Here is a 17,301-nt window from a genome sequence, read left to right on the forward strand (position 1 = left end):
CTTATTAAACCTGCCCCTGTTTGTATTTACATATCACTACCCTGCCATAACCAGAAGCCTTTTAGCTATTCCACGCAGTAATATAGCATACAGAGGAACCTGTATGAGTTGTGTTTGCAGTTGGGCTGGAACTGTTGTTACGAGGGGTATTCCAAACAACATCTGCAAAAAATAGGGAACGAGAAGCACAGATGTTACCAATTGGCTTATCCCGATAACAACCATAACTTGCCATAGGGGATGCTGATCTTTTGATTTAAAAACCTTCAGCAGAAGGGCTGGAAGGATCCCCGTTAAAGCGGCTGTTAGTGTGAAATGGGGCATATACGCTCCCATGGGATTGATCCAGAAACCCACCACGTCTCCTACTGCACCCACTACCCCGCCGGCCTTGGCGCCAAAATAGTATCCGGCAAAGATAACCGGCAGCGCTCCAAATCCGATACGAAGAGTTTCGATACCCGCTATTGGAATTCTGATGCTGGCCATACGGGTCAAAACAATGTTCAACGCTATGAGAAGAGAAAAATAGACCAGTTCCTGAACTGAAAAGTGATTCCTTTGCATAAAAAAACCTCCTCTAATATGGGCAGTTCTGCCACATCAAAGGAGATCTATAGTCTTACTGTAAACCATCTTTCGACGTAACAGCGAACGCGGGGCTTTACCGCAAGTCTTTACAGACTTTTCGTCTCAAAGCAACGTCCCATCTTTGAGCACTTTACGTAAAGCTCCTACTCTGCCTAATTCAATTTCCTGCACATTATATCATTTATTCCATGAATATCAATTATTTGAATACAGCAGTCTGAGGCACCCTTCCGCAAGGGCTCCCAAACTCGAAACCATGCCAAACTCAGGCAAATCAGAAGCATCGTAAGCCAGGGGTAATTCCGTACAGGCAGCTACAATAGGAACTTCCCGTTCCTTCCAGAGCTTCTCCACAACATCCTGAAGAAGCAACCCAGCTTCTCTCAACCTGTTGGCCTTAACAAGAATAATGGTTTCCTGCACTTTGTCCTGATCTTCCTCTGTAGGCAAAAAGAAGGGATACCCCTTCTTTTCGGCATATCGCTCATACATTCCACTCTGCTTCGTTCCACTTGTGGCAAGAAGCCATGCCCCCTCACGGCTTCTCTCTGCAGCCAGTCCCATTGTGGCCTCAATAATATGCACAAAAGGCACAGGCAACTCATCTCGGAAAGAGTCGATAAAATAGTGGGCTGTGTTACAGGGAACAGCTAAAATATCTGCTCCCCATCGCGCAAGGGTCAGCAATCCTTCCTTCAGCGCTGGAGCCGGGCTTTTCCCCCGCCCAAGAATCGCACTGCTGCGGTCAGGGATTTGAGGATTGGAAAGAACGTACAATTTAGGATGTTCCTGATCACGTGCAGCCGGAGCCTTCACCGCAAGCAACCTCATAAATTCAGCAGTGGCTGCCGGCCCCATACCACCGAGAATCCCAAGTACTTTAGAAGGTTCTTTTGTTGTCAAGCTCATCTTGTCACATCCTCATCTTATAATAAATTGCCATGGGGAAAAATCCTCATGCCACCAAATACGTAATTTAGCTGAAAAAGAGCCCCGTAAAAGTGACGGGGTCACCATGGCGCCACTCATGTAATATATACTTAACTTATGCCATAAAAGATATCTCCCATCGTAAAGATGTCACAATGGCACTCAAGAAAAATATCTCCCTTTTTTTGCAGAGGCCTTCCCCCAAGGCCTCTTATTTTTTTGCTGTTTCACTGTTCACAATATCTATAATAACAACTTCAGGGGTGGCTAAAAAACGCATGGGGGGGCCCCACGTCCCTGCCCCGGAGGTAACATAAAGCATTACCTCGTTTTTTAGTCTATGAAGGCCTGTTCCCATAGGATACACAGCCCGAGTCACCAAAGTAAAGGGCCACATTTGCCCGCCATGGACATGTCCCGATAACTGCAAATCAAAAAAATCAATGGAGTCTTCCATCACTATGGGCCGGTGCTTTAAAAACAAACGAAACCGGTGAGGGGACAAAGAAGAAAGAAGATTCTGCTCTGACGGGGAAAAGGATTCTGCCATTTTTATATCGTCATCATCCACGCCAGCAAGTAGAAGGGGGGCGAGATTTAGAACCTCATTTCTGATCACCTGAAAACCGCACTCCTCAATAAATGATGTGGCCTGATTGAGGCCCGCGTATACTTCATGGTTCCCGGTTACGGCAAATTTGCCCAAGGGGGCAGAAAGGCTTTGCAACAGATCGATCTCCTTCTGCCGTCCATCCATCTGTCCATCCACCAAATCCCCAGTGGAAACCACGCGGTGGGGACTAGAGGCTTCAATGGCTTCAACGATCTTTTTAAGTCGATCTTCACGAACTATAAGCCCCAAGTGAATATCTGAAATCTGGGCAACACGCACATATGGCCACTCCGGGGGCAACTTGGCAGTTTCCACCTTGATGTAGTTCACCTTAATATCCCAGGCTTGAGAGTATCCCAAAAGACAACATAGAAAAGCCAGAAAAAGAGCTATTGACGAACAACACCTCAGCCCTAAATCACTCAACGCAACCCTTCGACGCCAAAAAAGAATGCGAAAAACAAAAAAAGCAACAAAAGGCAAAAGGCAAAAAAGACAAAACCCATCCACACATAAGCAATCCACGCCGCGATATGGCGAAGTTCGCTGTGTCCCAGCCCATCCCATCGACGGAGTAAAAGGGGTGAAACCACCATGAGAGCTCCCCACATATTGCATATCCACACGGCTATCCCTCGCAAGGCCAAAACTCGAACAAGGGAAGATAATACCAACCACGTCATTCCGCCATAAATAGCTATATATAGAGTAATAACAAGTCCAAAACGCCCCATACCCGATCTCACCTCAATGGTGTCAGGTCTTGAAAATGTGCATTTGTATGCATTTGCACATTTTCAAGACCTGACACTGCCCTCTCATTCTAACAGAATATTTAAAATCTATTTTATTGACACAGTTGTGAATCTAATATAATATCCATTCTATAATAAATCTTGTTTACTAATGTAAAACTTCTTTTTGCACACCAGAACAAGGAGGGGATTTATTGGAACAAGCTAAAAAAAACCCACCAGTACTCTCCGTAACAAAAGCCTTGAAAATTCTGGAACTCCTTAATGAAAAGGGCACACTCACTATATCGGAGATCAGCGCCTCTTTAAAGATAAATAAAAGCACTGTTTCCAGGCTTCTATCTACTCTTTCCGAGGGGGGGTATACAAAAAGGATCTCTCGCAATACCGGCTACGTTAATACCTTGAAATTATTCGAAATGGGAAACAGAGAAGTTGAACGCCTTGGCATACGACAAATGGCCCAACCTTATCTTAAGCATTTAGCATGTGAAACCAGGGAAACCATAAACCTGGCTATTTTATCAGGAGCATCACTAATATATATCGATAAGATCGAAAGCCCTGATGCAGTGCGAGTAGGGCTCGGTTCCAGCAAAAGGGTTCCCGCATACTGCACGGGCCTTGGCAAAGCCATGCTCGCTTTTATGGAAAAAGAAAAGGTTAAGAGAATATTGAGCACTGTGGATTTTGTGCATTTTACACCTACAACCATTACTTCCCTTGAGCTCCTTTTCAAGAATTTTGAAGAGATAAGAAAACGAGGTGTTGCCTACGACGATTGTGAATATGAAGAAGGATTAGCCTGTGTCGCTGCTCCCATAATTAATGCAAGAGGTGAAGTTGTTGCATCCATGAGCATAGCTTACCCTCGTTCTCGCTATGGAAAAAACAGTTCAGAAGAGAGGGCTTTTTCTAATCTAATTCGTAATGTAACACATTCTTTTTCTCTGGATCTCAGATATATGGGGGATAATCTGATCTTTTAAGAAGGAGGCACAGTTTTTATGAAAAAAGCGTTTCATCTCTTATGGTTTACACTTGGCAAAATACAGCGCTACATTATGGTTATAACATCTGTTATTCTTGTAAGCCTTGTTATAGCACAGGTTTTATTACGGTATGTTTTGAAGCTTCCTATTATGGGCATTGAGGAACTGGCGTGCCTGGTAGGATTCTGGATGTATATGACCGGTGCCGCAACTGGCTCGCGAGAAAGAAGCCACATCCAGGCTGATTTGCTTCATGTAATGATCAGAAATGCTCGGGGCTTTGCCTGGGCAAAAACAGTCACATCTATTATGACCACTATTCTCACTTTTATCATGACACAATGGGCATGGAATTATGTTGTATGGTCTTTTAAAAGCTGGGAACGTTCACCTGCCCTTATGATCCCCATGATCTTTGCCCAAACGAGCCTCCTGGTGAGCTCTTTCCTAATGAGTTTCTATTCTTTTGTTATGACAGTGGATTATGCGCGCTCAGCGTTAGGGTATCCAAAACTTGATCTGCCCTACAACAGTAAAGACTGGCAAGGTTTTTGCAATGAAATTTCAAGGAAGGAGGAGGGCTTTTAATGCATATCATTATTGACCTTCTTATACTTGTTACCACTATCATCCTGGGTATACCCGTTCCCTTCTGCTTTATGGCTGCCGCTCTGTATATGGGACTGGTATTTTTCCCAGACTTCTCATTCCTTATGACAGTCGGGTTCCGCGGCCTTAACTCTCTTACTTTGCTGTCGATCCCTTTTTTCATTATGGCCGGGGCCCTTATGGGTTCAGCTGGTATCGCTGAGAAGCTTACAAACTTTGCCAACTCTATGCTCGGGCGAATCCGGGGTGGCATGGGAGCAGCCACCATTGTAGCCTGTGCCATTTTTGGTGCCATTTCTGGAACAGCTTCATCTGCGGTAGCCTGTATAGGAACCATTATGATACCCCGCCTCGAAGAACTGGGATATCCAAGAAATTACAGTACGGCTATGGTAAGCTGTGCGGCAGTGCTTGGCCAGCTTATTCCTCCAAGCGTTCCCATGATCCTCTATGGATGGGTAACGCAGCAATCAGTAGCCGCCTGCTTCCTTTCTACAGTTGTACCAGGGATCCTTACCATGACCCTTTTCTGCGTCATCAACTATTTTATGTGTAAAAAGTTCCCTAATTTACAGGTGGGGGAAAAGATCTCCAAAAAAGAGCGCAACCAAGAAATCTTCGTGGCAACAAAAAAAGGCTTCTGGAGCTTGCTTATGCCCTTCATCATTCTTGGTGGTATCTATGGAGGAATAACAACTCCTACCGAATCAGCTGCCGTTGCCGTTCTTTATGCAATCTTAGTAGGATTTTTCATTCATAAGGAGCTCAAAATGGACATTTTAGGCGAAGCCTTCCACAATTCGGCAACAACAAGTGGGGTTATCGTTCTTATGCTCTTCTTCGTCACCATACTTGGGCGCCTATATACTATGCAGCGAGTTCCCATGATGGTCGCTGACTTCCTTCTCGGAGTATCTGACAACAAATTCGTTATCCTGTTCATGGTCAACATTTTCCTTATCATCATTGGAATGTTGATGGACGACTTGAGCGGAACCATGCTCGTCGCACCCCTTCTCATGCCCCTTATGCTCAAGATCGGCGTCCACCCCATACACTTTGCGGCAATTCTTGGTACGAACCTGGGACTTGGAAATGTCACTCCTCCGACAGCACCAATCCTCTATTTAGGGGGACGCATTGGCGGCGTAAACATAGACGAGTACATCAAGCCGGCTCTTATATTCATGATCTTTGGCTCTATACCAATCGTTCTTTTAACAACGTATATCCCTGAGCTGTCTCTATTCCTTCCCAGACTTATTATGGGAATCAAATAAATAAGGGAGGTGGTTGCTTTACAGGGTAGATTAAAGTTTTCTTATCAAGGTGGGGTAAGTTGTCGTTTGAATTCTGCTTGATTCTACAACACGAAACGGAGGTGCGATATGAACCATAGAAAACGTTGGGCCTTTACATTACTTGTTTTATTTGCACTCGCATTGACCCTTGGCACTTTTGTACAGCAAGCTGAAGCAGCGAAACCCAAATACCAGTGGCGTATGGCACAAGTCCACCCGGTAGACAGTGACTTTGACATTCGCGCGAAAGAATTTGCGAGAAAAGTTTTTGAGAGAACAGATGGACAGATCAAAATTGATGTCTTCTCTGGCGGGGTTCTTGGAGACTGGACAGAAACCTTTGAAATGCTCATGCGAGGCACTATCGAGCTCAATGTGGCCCAGGCAAACTCTAACTTTGATCCCAAATTGAATTTGGCATACTACTTCCCTTACGTCGTAAAAGACATTGAAGAAGCCAAAAAGGCTTATGGCCCTGAAGGATGGGCTTTTGACATCATTAAAGACCTTTGGGCAACCCATAACATCAAAGCCCTGGCCGTTCTGCCCATAGGGATGTCTGGTGTTTCTCTAAGCAAGAAACCCGACAACTATGCAGATCCAACAGTAAGCAAAGGGATGAAAGTACGCGTTATGCCCATTAAACCCTGCGAAGCCACATATGAAGCGCTAGGATATATTCCTACGCCTATTCCATACGCAGAGGCATACAGTGCCATTCAGACTGGTATTGCTAATGGCCAGATGGGCGGACCCCCTTTCCAGGCCTGGCAGTTCAAAGACGTCAATAAGGTCTGGATCCAGTATAATGATTATTTCGAATCATGGTGGTTCTCCATCAACATGGATGTCTGGAACAAGCTGACTCCGGAAGAGCAGGGAATTATACAGCAGGCTGCTAATGAAGAATCCCTCATTCGTTGGGATAATGTTGCAAAGGAAGACGAAGAATATCGTCAGAAGCTGCACAACGAATATGGCTGGGAAATCGTTATACTGACTCCGGAAGAACTGGAAAACTGTGCAAAAGTTGTAAGGCAAAAAGTTTGGCCGAAAATGGAAGAGCTCGTTGGCAAGGATATTATGGATCGAGTTTATGAGGGATCAGGCGTTCCTCGTCAATAAGATATAATCTGCTACAATTAAAGAGCTTTTCAGCGATCCTTTGCTGAAAAGCTCTTTAAATCATGTAAAGGGGATGAATGTTATGGCTTTGCATATTCCTAAGTGTTTAGAGCTCGTTGACCTTGATCAGCAAATGACCTCTCCCGCAGCAAAAGTTCCCTATTACCCCCTGGTTGTCGATAAAGGAAAAGGAGCTACAGTTACAGATGTGGACGGAAATCAGTATATTGACCTTCTTGCCAGCGCAGGCGCTATAAATACTGGACACTGCCACCCTAAAGTCGTTGAAGCCATAAAAAAACAGACAGAGCAGCTTATTCTTTACACGCCAGTATATATGTATCACCGCCCTCTTATTGATCTTTCCCAAAAACTTATTGAAATCACACCAGGAAATTACAGGAAGAGAGTCTTCTATGGCTTATGCGGATCCGACGCAAACGACGGTGCCATAAAAATGGCCCGTACCGCCACAAAGAGAAAGAAGATCATTTCATTCCTCAGGGCCTATCATGGAAGCACCTATGGGGCTATTTCTCTAAGTGCCGTCAGCCTGCCCATGCGGCGGGGACTCGGCCCGCTACTTCCGGAAATACACCATATCCCCTACCCAGACACCTATAGGACTCCATTTGCGGGGATGAGTGAAGAAGACGTCACTGCCTATTCCATAGAGAGAATAAAGGAACTCTTCACAACATGCGTACCGGCAGAAGAAGTTGCAGCAATATTTTTTGAGCCTATCCAGGGAGACGCTGGACTTATAGTTCCCCCTACAGGTTACGTTAAAGCTTTACGGGAACTCTGTGACACATACGGAATACTTCTGATTTCTGAAGAAGTGCAACAAGGCTTCGGCCGTACAGGCAAATGGTTCGGCATAGAAAACTTCGACGTTATACCCGATGCCATTGTCATGGGTAAGGCCATAGCTTCTGGCATGCCTCTTGGCGGCGTGGTGGCAAAAGCAGAATTAATGGAACAGTGGGAGGCTCCTGCCCATCTCTTCACCGCCGCAGGAAATCCTGTATGTTGCGCTGCTGCCTCTGCTACAATCGATGTCATTAAAGAAGAAAAATTAAGAGAAAACGCCACAGAAATTGGTGCCTACACCCTTTCCCGCTTCAAAGAAATGCAAAAACGGTTTGAATTCATCGGAGATGTGAGAGGCATTGGCCTCTCCATAGGCGTTGATCTTGTAAAAGACAGAACCACTAAAGAAAGAAACACCGAAGCGGCAGCCAAGGTCTGCTATCAAGCATGGCAAAAGGGACTTCTTCTCTCTTTCTTCAGCGGTTCCGTATTGAGAATACAGCCTCCACTTGTCATTTCAAAACAGCAGATCGACACGGCTCTTGCCAAAATAGAAGAAGCCTTTGAAGAGTACGAAGCGGGAGCAATTCCTGACAGTGTATTGGAAACTGTGAAAGGCTGGTAGATATATCATGGCAGAAGAAATAATCAAAAAAGGAAGCTGGGTTCAAATCCACTATATCGTTCTTCAGCCGTCAGAACGGGCAGATAATGTTCCTGAAGATACAAAACAGGTTCCCCTGGAGCTCTGGGTAAAAGGGTATTTGGACCATGACGCTTCTATTGGAAGTTCCGTCACAATAACAACCGTGACCGACAGAAAAGTACAGGGAACTCTGGTGGCTCAAAATCCTCCCTACATACACACCTTTGGCCGTCAGATTCCTGAACTCCTATCTGTTGGCAAAGAGTTTCATGCCCTTATCTCCAAGGCAGGTGAACAAGCATGAACCCCGTATTTGACGCTGTAGCCAACCGAAAAAACGAAATTCTAAAAAAAGCGTTAGGCATTGATTACTCGGAGTTTGAACTGCCGGGCATCGCTTTCGACTACGAAGGAATGATGGGCAAGACAGGGTACACCCTTGAAGAAATCCGTGCCATACAGGCCGAAACCAACATAGGAAACACCCCCATGCTTGAACTGCGGAACCTTACCGCCGCAGCCAGGGCCCTCGCTGGACCAGGAAAAGGCGCTCGCATTTTCCTTAAAGACGAAGCGACAAATCCTTCAGGAAGCTTTAAAGCGAGAAGGGCTGCCATGTCATGCTATTATGCCCAGCAAAAGGGATACGCCGGTGTCATCGCCGCTTCAAGCGGAAACTACGGAGCGGCTGTAGCTTCCCAGGCAAACATGAGAAATCTGAAAGCTATCATCGTCCAAGAACTCTTCGATAGCAGACATGTGGGGCAACCTGAAATTCTGGAAAAAGGCCGCATCAGCGAAGCCTTTGGGGCAGAAGTGGTTCAGTTGACGGTAGGACCGGAGCTCTTTATCGAGTTTTTGAGACTCTTGGACGAAACAGGGTACTGCAGTGCCTCCCTCTATTCCCCCTTCGCAATTGCCGGAATAGAAACACTGGGAGATGAAATAGCAACTCAGATCAGGCAAAAATGCGGCAGAGATCCTGACGCTGTTGTTATAACAAACGCAGGAGGCGGAAACCTGACAGGTACTGCAAGAGGCCTTATCAAAGCCGGCTGTTCCAATACCCAGATCGTAGCAGCCAGCGTGGATATCACAGGGTTACATATGGCCAGCGACAAAGCCTTCAACCGAAAATCCTTTACCACAGGGCATACGGGATTTGGAATGCCCTTCTCAACGTGGCCCGACAGAACAGACGTCCCCCGCAACGCAGCAAGGAGCTTGCGGTATACGGATCGTTACGTCCTCGTAAGCCAGGGGGAAGTCTTCTATATGACCGAAGCCCTTGCCCAGCTTGAAGGGCTGGAACGAGGGCCTGCGGGCAATACCTCCCTCACAGCGGCCTTTGCTCTTGCCCAGGAAATGGACAGGGACCAGGTTGTCGTTATTCAGGAAACGGAGTACACAGGGGCAGGGAAACATGTTACAGCACAGCTCTCTTTTGCTCGAGAACAGCTGGGCATCGAAGTCCGAAGAGGAAACCCAGAAGAGCAGATCCCTGGCAAAAACATTATAATCCCGGAAAATCCAGGCCAGGTAAAAGCTCGTGACATAAGCCTTGATGACCTGAGACGGTCCTATTGCAAAAACGTTCTCAAAATGAACAACATAACCAAAGATCAGCTTACCAACAATGATATAAAATTCATGGCAGAGGACACAAAAACCACAGAGGACTACATCCGCAGCATCCTATAACAATTGGTGTCAGGTCTTGAAATTGTGCAATTGTACGTAGCGAATACAATTTGATCAGAAAAAAGAGGAGGGAAAATAATCCCTCCTCTTTTGTTGTGTTTCTTTTCACACATGCACAATTTCAAGACCTGGCACCATTTATTGAGACTTTAAACTTTCAAGCGTGGCACGAAGAGTCTCGTGCTTTACTCGGGTTACATCGAACTTAAGAACAGAAAAAACTATCTGAACACAAAAACCAACCCCAAAGGCCGCCAGCACGGTTCCAAAACCTACTGGTCCGCCTAAAAGACAGCCTATTAGCACTGCTGTTCCTTCTACAATGCCCCTGGAAACACCTACGGCCAAACCAGTTTTCCTTTCAACAGCCACCATAAGGCTATCTCTCGGTCCTGCTCCAAAACCAGAGCCGATATAAAAATAAGAAGCAAAAGCAATGGTAAAAAGACCTGCTATCATCATAGCAACACCTGATATAAAATCGCCCATTTCTGGTAATATGTTCAACTCCAGAATTCGATCAATAAAAAATCCCACTAGCAACATATTGAGCAACGTTCCCAGCCCTATCTTTTCTCCCATAAGAAAAACAAGGATACAAATGACCAGCCCCATCAAAATAGATACATTGCCTATAGACATGCCCACGGTCTTTGCTATCCCCTGATGAAAAACATCCCATGGGGCGAACCCAAGATTTGCTTTCATGGTAATAACGACTCCCAGAGCAAATAAGAATAGGCCAAATAATAAGTTTGTTATCCTTTTTAAGAAGTTGTTCATCTTGGAAACTCCCTTTATTCAAGAAAATATAAACCACAAGCTTGAATGATAGCGTACTTTTGTATATAAAGATAGTTGTTTCCAAAAATTTGCGGAGCAACTATTGAAAATACACAGTTCATAGAAACGGCCACAGTCAATACATGCAGTCAAGACCTGGCACCATTACCAGGCTGCGATAGAACCATCCGCACGAGGTTCCGTAGCCCCGACTAACGTTCCATCCGATGTTCTCAAGATCATTTGCCCACGGCCAAATTCGTTTGAGTCTAGTGCGGCCCCCATATGATGGCCCATACGTGCCAGTGCCTGGGCTTCGGCTATAGGAAAGCCTGGTTCCACAGAAACATTCATATCTCCCACCCACTGCCACCGCGGAGCATCGATCGCTTCCTGAGGGTTCATTGCAAAGTCCACCATATTCATAATCACCTGCACATGCCCCTGAGGCTGCATATATCCTCCCATTACTCCGAATGGCCCCACTGGCTCGCCATCTTTCGTTATAAAGCCAGGAATAATCGTATGGTAAGGACGTTTCCCAGGCGCTAGAACGTTAGGGTGATTAGGGTCAAGAGAGAATCCTTTTGCCCTATTATTCAAAGCTATGCCGGTTTCAGGTATTACAACAGCTGAACCAAACCCTGCGTAATTGCTCTGTATAAAAGACACCATATTCCCCTCACCGTCAGCAGCACTCAGATAAACTGTGCCGCTTGCCTCTGGTTCCCCCGCTTTAGGCAAGCAGGCTCTTTCTTTGATGCATGCCCGCCGGACATCACCATAGTTATCAGAAAGCATTTCAGCCACGGGCACTTGGCTAAAGCGCTGGTCCGCCACATATCTATGGGCATCGGCAAATGCCAGCTTGATCGCTTCTATCTGTGCATGGAAGGTTTCGGCATTGCGAAAGGTGAAATTGAATCCCTTTAACATGTTGAGAGCCATAAGTACAATAATCCCCTGCCCATTTGGAGGAATCTCCCATATATCGTACCCTTTGTAATTTACGCTTATGGGGTCCACCCACTCAGGATTGTGCTGTTCAAAATCTTCCTGACTGTAAAACCCACCCGTTCTGTTGGAAAAAGCTATGATCTTTTCTGCTATCTCTCCGGCATAAAAAGACTCTGCATTCGTTTTCGCTATAAGCTCAAGTGTATAGGCCTGATCAAGACATCGCCACAATTCTCCAGCTCTGGGGGAACGGCCTTCCGGACAAAAGGTATTAAACCAGACTTCGAATTCCCGACCCTTCAAAATATGGCTGTACTTTTCAAAGGCCAAGCGCCAGTTATGAGCCACAGTCACCCCCACTGCATGGCCGTCACGAGCATAAGAAATGGCTGGCGCAAGGGTTTCTGTAAGAGGCAGATTTCCCATTGTTTCGGCCAGGACAGCCCACGTTTTAGGTGCTGCTGGAACCGTTGCCGATGGCCACCCCTGTTCAGGGACCTTCTCCCATCCTCTGCCCCGAAATTTGTCAAGATCGAAGGACATAGGAGCCCGTCCACTGCCATTAATCCCATGCAGTTTCCCGTCTTTCCATATAATGGCGAAATTATCGCTGCCAAGACCATTGCTTGTGGGTTCCACTACAGTCAAAGCTGCCGCTGCAGCAATTGCGGCATCTATGGCATTCCCACCTTTTTTTAATATTTCAAGTCCCGCCTGAGCCGCTAAAGGATGGGATGTAGCTACCATCCCCCTAGAACCATATACAACATTTCTTCGTGAAGGGTACCCATAGTGGTAAGGATCAAAATTCACAGTCATCACCTCAAGTTCATTATAGTGCCTGGGCAAACCTTTCTCCACTCGGTAGAAACCCATGGCCTGGGGTAGGTTTTTATCCATCATACTTGCTGGAATAAATTCGTTTTCTTCCTCTTTAGTGAGTACGTAACGAGGGCGGGAAACCATTTCCCCGCCCTCTCTGTGTTTATATTCGCCGTAAAAGCCCTTTCTTATTTCTATTTATTGCATACATTTAATACAACTTGCACAAATTCAAGACCTGGCACCATTATTGGTTCATGGAGAGCACCAAGTTGACCATTTGAAGGAAATTATCATTCATCTCTTTTGTTACATCTTCTCCCTTTTTAACTTTTTCCCTCATGGTATAAATAAATTTTCTCCATTCATCATTGACCCCGGCCTCGTAGAACTCACTATATTTAAAGCTCCCTCTTTGAGTCTCGTAAACCGTTCCATCAACAAGGGCTTTAGGTGTAGCGCTTGCCCCCATCAGGAAAGGAATAGAATAACCATATGCTGGCAATGTTACAAAAATAGTTGTCAAAGTTTCTGGGTTTTCAGGGTCAATCAAAATTGTGGCGCTGGACTGTGCACGGGCAAAATTCCACAAGGCAGAGTGTTTTGAAACCTTGGGAGAATTAACTAGTTCTATTGTTATCTCACCATAGTTAGAAACAAGGGCATCTTCCGGAGAACCATAATCATTTCTTCTGGAAACGGTAAAATATATACCCTCATATTCATCCCCGGCATTTAAAAGGGGCGGGTTTTCTCTTTCTTCGATAATCTTATAGCAATTATCCGCTATTTGAAGAATCTTCCCTTTTGCATCGACAAACAAATAATTTGTTCCTAACTTTCCGCTGGCAATGTATCCCTTTTCAGCAAAAGAATGGAGAACTTCTTTTGCTTCGTCGACATTTTTACAGTGTTCAGCAATATAACGGGGGATATAATGATTCATAAACCCATCATATTTAGGAGGATCAACGTAGGGTAGCTCTCCCTCGTAAGAACCAACATAACATTCCTTATGCTGCCATTGGGCAGGAACATCTGCGCCTCCTGCGAGGCCTTTCTCGTTGACAAAAAAGGATACGCCTGTGTCTGCTGTGCCCATTTCTCCGAAAAACTTATAAGGTTTTTTATCACCCGAGGGCACCTCTGTTATCTTTTTAAGATAGGCAGATTGAAGATCCACCGCGGTTTCCCTCGTTTTATGGAAGATTATCTGCCCATCCTTTGTTGCTGGAGGAGCAACTGCAAACGAGGTGCATCCCACACCTTCGTAAAGAAGGGCTAAATCACGATATCTTCCAAAAGTGAAAGCGATGTAAAGTTCCCGGTCTATTCCAACCGTATCAGCAATAGCGTTAAGCTCGTCGATCCAATAAGAACAATTAATCTTTTTGGAAAGGTCTATTGAAAGCTTTGCGAATCTCCTTAACGCATCTTCTTTACCCTCAGCTCGTGACATAAATGTATTGTATGCCTTTAAAATAGATTCGCGGTTGACTTCTCCCCACATTGTCCCCACTTCAACTGCTGATCCTTGCAAAAACATAACTTCTTCTGAAGGGGCTGCAGCAAAAGCAGAAGTACTTAAAAGAACCGTTATAGCCATTATTAACACTATTAAACGCTTCATTTTAATGCCTCCTTTTAATAAAAAAGAAGGAGGTGTTTCTCTCCTTCTTTTTTCCAACCATGGAGCGACCCCACCATATTCTTACTTCAACATATAGTATGCATTTTACACAACTTGCACAAATTCAAGACCTGGCACCATTTTTTATTCGATGAATTTGGGGAGATACTGTTTTTCCAGGTCGCGGAACTGTTCGAAACCTACAAGGTCTTTAAACTCTGAGAATGCCGCAACGAGGTCTGTTCTGCCCTCAGCGAGCTTGCCTCCCTGTATCTCATTGAGGTAATTGACCATGCCTTTCACAGCCGCAAAAAGAGGGCCAACAGGAATGCTTATTCTTCCCACGCCAAGTTCTTTAAGCTTTTCGATGGGAACGAGAGGCGTTTTCCCCCCAACAACGGCATCCATGAGATTGATGCTCACTGGCGCATTGATCTCTTTAACAGCCTGTTCTATCTGGTCTATTGACCGTGGAGCCTCTACGAAGATCAGGTCTGCTCCAGCCTCGGCGTATGCGTTTCCTCGTTTTATAGCCTCTTCTATTCCGTGAACCGCAATGGCATCGGTGCGAGCATTGATGACAAAATCAGGATCAATTTCATCCTTCACAGCCTTGCATGCCTTGATTTTCATGACCATTTCCTCTATAGGAATGATCTGCTTCCCCTCGAGATGGCCGCACCGTTTAGGGAACACCTGATCTTCGATATTCATTCCAGCGGCGCCTGCTTTGATGAATTCCCTCGTGACATGCATGGCATTGATGCTATTTCCATATCCAGTATCAGCATCGGCCATGACAGGAATTCCAACAGAATCAACTATATTTTTTGTAAAATGAACGACATCACTGAACCCGATGAAAGCCATGTCCGGCAATCCTAAATAGGTAGCCGACAACCCAAACCCGCTGACCTGAAGGGCTTCAAAACCCGCTCTTTCAATAAGCTTGGCAGAAATCGCATCGTGAGCTCCCGGGCACACTAGGGCCCGCCGTTCAAGGATCATATTTTTAAGCTTCGTTGTTTTTTTCAACACTTACCCCTCCATTGAGACCAGAACATTCTTGTTTTAAGATTTGCTTGTTCCATACAAAGGCTACAGCCACGCCGACCATACCCGCTGCTGAAAGTTTGAAGTCAGGGAACAGCAGCAATATACCACTCACAAAAAAGAGAACTCTGCTCAATACAGCCATTGCGCCTTTGCCGAAGCCAAAGAACCCGTACGCAATGGCAATGGCCCCTACAAATGCTGTTAAACCATGGATCACAATAGAACTAACAGGGCCTCTCCCCACCAGTGAGGGGTTGAGAGCAAAGAAATAGGGCAGAATAAAGGCCACAGCCCCAAGCTTCACCGCATTCAGGCCAGTTTTGACCCAGTTCCCCTTCGAAATACTTGCCGCCGCCACTGCTGCCGTGCAGGTAGGAGGTGTAACCCCTCCAAGAATGGCCCAATAGATAAAGAAAAGATGGGCCGCAACCGGGTCAATTCCTATTTTCATCAAAGGCGGCACAAGGATGGAAACAGAAAGAACGTACGTAGGGACAACAGGAAGAGAGGTTCCCAAAAGGAAGGGAACAATAGTGGCCACAAGAAGAGCGATAAAAATATTGGAACCGCCATGCTGCAAAATCAACCCGCTTATTTTAGGGGCAATACCCGTGATTCCTATGAGGTTTACAAGCACACTCACCGAGATAAGGATGGGAGCAATCCGCGCCACATCTGCCCCGGCCTCGCTTAAGGCATCAAGAATCTTACGGGGGGTTTCATTGATTTTTTTCTTCAGCAAATCACTTAAAACCAAAACGATAATGGAAGAAACACAGGCATAAAAACCCGCTTTCAGCAAAGGCTGGCCCGTTCCAATGAGATAAAGAAGAACAACAGTGGGAATAACAAGGCCCGCCATCCGTTCAAAGGTTAATATATCCTTCCATTTTGGAATTTCATCTTCTGGAACCGCAGAAAGCCCTCTTCGTTTTGTCTGAAAATGGACGCCGCTAAACACCCCTGTATAAAACAATAGACAAGGCAGCAAGGCATATCCGATGATGTTCATATAGGAAATATTTAAGAATTCCGCCATCATGAAAGCAGTGATACTCATGATGGGGGGCGTAATTCCCCCCCCGGTCGAGGCAATGGCTTCCACAGCTCCGGCAAATTCTGGTTTATACCCAAGACGTTTCATGAGAGGTATGGTGTAGCTTCCCGTCACCATCACATTGGCTACAGAACTTCCAGAGATGCTGCCAAAAAGAGCACTTGAAATAACAGCTGCTTTGGCAGGGCCTCCAACAAAGCGGCCTGTCAGAGCCAGGGCCAGATCTATAAAGGTCTTGCCCCCGCCCGTAGCAGACAGAAGAGACCCAAATATGATGAACATGGCAATAAAGGTCGCCGACATCCCCGTCACACTGCCAAACAATCCAAGGGGAGAATAATACACGGAATTCATAATAAAATTAAAAGATAAACCCCGAATTTTCCAGAGCCCCCCTAAATAGGGCGCCACATAGATATAGACAAAAAGCATTGCAACGAGTATGGGTATGGCCGCTCCAACGGTGCGACGAGCCGCCTCTAATACAATGATCAGAAGAGCAGTTCCCAGAAGCAAATCCAGCGATGTGGCTCCTCCAGGCTTCATGTAAATATCAAGGGCCTTTACCACAACATTAAAACAGGCGAGAACAATGACAGCAATCAGAAAAACATCCCATATGAAAGAACGCTCATGTTCTTGACCTTCCCTTTGACGAAATGGGAAACAGAGCAAAGCTATAGATACGCCCAGAGTCACATGAAGAGCTCGCACCTGAATGTCGAGCAAATTCTGAAAAAACATGGGTACAATCAGCTGGGTTAGAGAAAAGACGATACCGCTCCAGAATAAAAAGTGATTCATATGTTTATTTAAAAAATTTCGCACATTCACCCTTTCTTCCCCCCTCTTTTAACTCATGCGCTGCCGACGAGGGTGCGGGAAACAGCGAGGCGTTTATACCTTCTGTTTCCCGCTCT

16 protein-coding genes and 1 riboswitch are annotated in these 17,301 nt (G+C 45.6%); of the genes, 7 read left to right on the top strand and 9 right to left on the bottom strand.

Going from position 1 to position 17,301, the window contains the following annotated elements:
* Positions 1 to 36: 36 nt before the first annotated feature.
* The 4 genes from B2U56_RS01690 to B2U56_RS01705 form a co-directional block, all read right to left on the bottom strand.
* Entirely contained in the window at positions 37 to 567 is a 531-nt protein-coding gene (locus B2U56_RS01690; RefSeq protein WP_286951856.1) for a folate family ECF transporter S component, read from the bottom strand.
* Between the two features lie 79 nt (positions 568 to 646).
* Positions 647 to 744, bottom strand: a riboswitch (THF riboswitch).
* Positions 745 to 786: 42 nt separating this feature from the next.
* Complete coding sequence (locus B2U56_RS01695) at positions 787 to 1,500, bottom strand: aspartate/glutamate racemase family protein (RefSeq protein ID WP_286951857.1); 714 nt, start codon at positions 1,498 to 1,500, stop codon at positions 787 to 789.
* A 232-nt stretch (positions 1,501 to 1,732) separates the two neighbouring features.
* Entirely contained in the window at positions 1,733 to 2,464 is a 732-nt protein-coding gene (locus B2U56_RS01700) for a metallophosphoesterase (RefSeq protein WP_286951859.1), read from the bottom strand.
* Positions 2,465 to 2,556: 92 nt separating this feature from the next.
* On the bottom strand, positions 2,557 to 2,868 hold the full coding sequence (locus tag B2U56_RS01705; protein ID WP_286951861.1) for a hypothetical protein: 312 nt from the start codon (positions 2,866 to 2,868) through the stop codon (positions 2,557 to 2,559).
* A 215-nt stretch (positions 2,869 to 3,083) separates the two neighbouring features.
* Between B2U56_RS01705 and B2U56_RS01710 the strand changes: the two genes are divergently transcribed.
* The 7 genes from B2U56_RS01710 (at position 3,084) to ortB (ending at position 10,076) form a co-directional block, all read left to right on the top strand.
* Positions 3,084 to 3,878, top strand: coding sequence for an IclR family transcriptional regulator (locus B2U56_RS01710; protein ID WP_286951863.1), 795 nt, complete (start codon positions 3,084 to 3,086; stop codon positions 3,876 to 3,878).
* 18 nt (positions 3,879 to 3,896) lie between these two features.
* On the top strand, positions 3,897 to 4,469 hold the full coding sequence (locus B2U56_RS01715; RefSeq protein WP_286951865.1) for a TRAP transporter small permease: 573 nt from the start codon (positions 3,897 to 3,899) through the stop codon (positions 4,467 to 4,469).
* On the top strand, positions 4,469 to 5,770 hold the full coding sequence (locus B2U56_RS01720) for a TRAP transporter large permease (protein ID WP_286951868.1): 1,302 nt from the start codon (positions 4,469 to 4,471) through the stop codon (positions 5,768 to 5,770). The genes B2U56_RS01715 and B2U56_RS01720 overlap by 1 nt, the downstream gene beginning before the upstream one ends.
* Before the next feature lie 108 nt (positions 5,771 to 5,878).
* Positions 5,879 to 6,916, top strand: a complete 1,038-nt coding sequence (gene dctP / locus B2U56_RS01725; protein WP_286951870.1) for a TRAP transporter substrate-binding protein DctP — start codon at positions 5,879 to 5,881, stop codon at positions 6,914 to 6,916.
* 82 nt (positions 6,917 to 6,998) lie between these two features.
* Positions 6,999 to 8,354: an aspartate aminotransferase family protein gene (locus tag B2U56_RS01730; RefSeq protein ID WP_286951873.1), complete on the top strand. Its 1,356-nt coding sequence runs from the start codon at positions 6,999 to 7,001 to the stop codon at positions 8,352 to 8,354.
* 7 nt (positions 8,355 to 8,361) lie between these two features.
* Positions 8,362 to 8,679, top strand: coding sequence for a 2-amino-4-oxopentanoate thiolase subunit OrtA (ortA, locus tag B2U56_RS01735; protein WP_013049071.1), 318 nt, complete (start codon positions 8,362 to 8,364; stop codon positions 8,677 to 8,679).
* Positions 8,676 to 10,076, top strand: a complete 1,401-nt coding sequence (gene ortB / locus B2U56_RS01740; protein ID WP_286951876.1) for a 2-amino-4-oxopentanoate thiolase subunit OrtB — start codon at positions 8,676 to 8,678, stop codon at positions 10,074 to 10,076. Before ortA ends, ortB begins: the two co-directional genes overlap by 4 nt.
* 138 nt (positions 10,077 to 10,214) lie before the next feature.
* Here the strand turns inward: ortB and B2U56_RS01745 are convergent, their stop codons facing one another.
* From B2U56_RS01745 to B2U56_RS01765, 5 genes are all read right to left on the bottom strand, one after another.
* On the bottom strand, positions 10,215 to 10,859 hold the full coding sequence (locus B2U56_RS01745; protein WP_286951878.1) for a YczE/YyaS/YitT family protein: 645 nt from the start codon (positions 10,857 to 10,859) through the stop codon (positions 10,215 to 10,217).
* A 165-nt stretch (positions 10,860 to 11,024) separates the two neighbouring features.
* Positions 11,025 to 12,635 (bottom strand): gamma-glutamyltransferase family protein, encoded by a 1,611-nt coding sequence (locus B2U56_RS01750; RefSeq protein ID WP_286951981.1) that lies wholly within the window; start codon positions 12,633 to 12,635, stop codon positions 11,025 to 11,027.
* Between the two features lie 250 nt (positions 12,636 to 12,885).
* Positions 12,886 to 14,268 carry a carcinine hydrolase/isopenicillin-N N-acyltransferase family protein gene (locus tag B2U56_RS01755; protein WP_286951880.1) on the bottom strand — a complete coding sequence of 461 codons (1,383 nt, stop codon included), beginning with the start codon at positions 14,266 to 14,268 and terminating at the stop codon, positions 12,886 to 12,888.
* A gap of 144 nt (positions 14,269 to 14,412) precedes the next feature.
* Positions 14,413 to 15,306, bottom strand: coding sequence for an isocitrate lyase/PEP mutase family protein (locus tag B2U56_RS01760; RefSeq protein WP_286951882.1), 894 nt, complete (start codon positions 15,304 to 15,306; stop codon positions 14,413 to 14,415).
* Positions 15,281 to 17,215 (bottom strand): TRAP transporter permease, encoded by a 1,935-nt coding sequence (locus B2U56_RS01765; protein WP_286951884.1) that lies wholly within the window; start codon positions 17,213 to 17,215, stop codon positions 15,281 to 15,283. Before B2U56_RS01765 ends, B2U56_RS01760 begins: the two co-directional genes overlap by 26 nt.
* Positions 17,216 to 17,301 lie beyond the last annotated feature (86 nt).

The sequence above is a fragment of the Aminobacterium sp. UBA4987 genome, assembly GCF_002396985.1.
GTDB classification, from domain to species: domain Bacteria; phylum Synergistota; class Synergistia; order Synergistales; family Aminobacteriaceae; genus Aminobacterium; species Aminobacterium colombiense.